This window comes from Streptomyces kebangsaanensis, assembly GCF_001906585.1.
In the GTDB taxonomy this organism is placed as follows: domain Bacteria; phylum Actinomycetota; class Actinomycetes; order Streptomycetales; family Streptomycetaceae; genus Streptomyces; species Streptomyces kebangsaanensis.
Genome location: NZ_JUJA01000157.1, coordinates 1 through 1,590 on the forward strand (window position 1 = coordinate 1; position 1,590 = coordinate 1,590).

Annotated in this window: 2 protein-coding genes; both read right to left on the reverse strand. The window is 74.5% G+C overall.

Annotated features, from left to right (window positions below; genetic code table 11):
- Nucleotides 1-51 precede the first annotated feature (51 nt).
- Nucleotides 52-1,251 (reverse strand): glycosyltransferase 87 family protein, encoded by a 1,200-nt coding sequence (locus RH94_RS27075; RefSeq protein WP_407697363.1) that lies wholly within the window; start codon nucleotides 1,249-1,251, stop codon nucleotides 52-54.
- 17 nt (nucleotides 1,252-1,268) lie between these two features.
- Nucleotides 1,269-1,451 carry a hypothetical protein gene (locus tag RH94_RS27080; protein WP_073950798.1) on the reverse strand — a complete coding sequence of 61 codons (183 nt, stop codon included), beginning with the start codon at nucleotides 1,449-1,451 and terminating at the stop codon, nucleotides 1,269-1,271.
- Nucleotides 1,452-1,590 lie beyond the last annotated feature (139 nt).

A 1,590-nucleotide genomic window follows, 5' to 3' on the forward strand; every position in this document is an offset into this window, starting at 1 on the left:
CCAGGACTTCGCCGCCCACCGCCAGCGCTTCCTGGCCGAACAGGGCTACGCCTACCGGATCATGGACGCCGACGAGCTGCTGGCGGAGGAGGCCTGACCGGACCGTACGCGGCCGAACCCGCGCCCCCGGTACTCCAGCGCGGCCGTCGCGAGCAGGGTCAGCACCAGCAGGGCGTAGGGCGAGGCCAGGGGCTGCTGCCACCAGTCCAGGCGCAGCTCCAGGCCCTTGCGGGGGACCAGCCACATGGTGCGGGTGGTGAAGAGGACGGCGGTGAGCGCCGCCCAGAGGCGGTGGCCCTCGGCCAGGAGCACGGCGATCAGCGGGACGCACCACACCCAGTGGTGGGACCAGCTGATCGGTGAGACGAGCAGCGCGGTCAGCCCGGTCAGCAGCACGCCCCACCGCTCCCGCCGCGCCCGGACCGCGAGCCACAGGCCGGCGGCGCCGACCGCGACGGCGGGCAGCACCCAGGCGAGGCCGGGTGACGGCTCCCCCAGCACGCGGGCGACCAGGCCCTGCAGCGACTGGTTGGCGGCGATCCACGGCTTGCCCACCCGGCCGGTGTCGAAGAGGTGGCGGGTCCAGTAGCCGACGCTGGCCGCGGGCAGGGCGAGCGCGCCGACGGCGACGGTGGCGGCGAAAGCGGCCGTCGCCGTGGCCGCCTCGCGCACGCGTCCGCGGAGCAGCAGGTACGGGATGAAGAGCCCCGGGGTGAGCTTGATGCCGGCCGCGACCCCGATCAGCGCCCCCTTGCCGCGGGCGCCGGGCGGCCGGGTGAGGTCCCACAGGACCAGGCAGGTGACCGCGAGGTTGATCTGCCCGTACACGAAGGTCTGGAAGACCGGTTCGAGCCAGACGGCGAGCGCGGTCGCCGCACACACCAGGGGGAGTCCGGCCCGGCGCCCGGCGAGCCGGGCGGAGAGGTGGACGAGCCAGGCGAGCAGGAGCGCGTTGCCCGCGCAGAACGTCGCCTTCAGGGCCGGGACCGGCAGCCACACCGTCGGTACGAACAGCAGGGCCGCGAACGGCGGGTAGGTGGCCGGCAGCCGTCCCTCCGTGATCGTGAAGCCGTACAGGTCGCGACCGTGGACGACGGCCGCTCCCTCCGCCTGGTAGACCACCGCGTCGGGCATCGCGACGCCCAGGGCGGCGAACAGGGCCGCGAGGGCGGTGAGGGAGAGGGCGAGGAGTACGAGGGCGGGTGCCGCGTGTGCCGCGCGCGACCGGAGGGTCACCGTCCGTTCTGTCACGGACTGACCCTAGTAGGTCACTTGTGGCGTACGCCCGCCTCCTCGCCGTACTCGCCGAGGACGACGACGTCGAACACGGCGCCCGCGAACACCTTGACGGCGTGCAGGGCGTCGCCCAGACGGTGGTGATGACTGCCCCGGACGGCGGTGGCGCCGGCCGGACGGGCGGCGGGGGACGGGTGGATGGCTGCTGCGCTCATGGCTCAAGGGGGGACGGGGACACAGGGCAGGCCTCGGGCTTCGGAACCGGCCTTCTTGCCGCCCGCGTACCCATCTGGAGGGACGGCACCCCTTGCCCGGCGCCCGGCACCCGGAAAACCGGTTGGCCTCCGCCCGCCC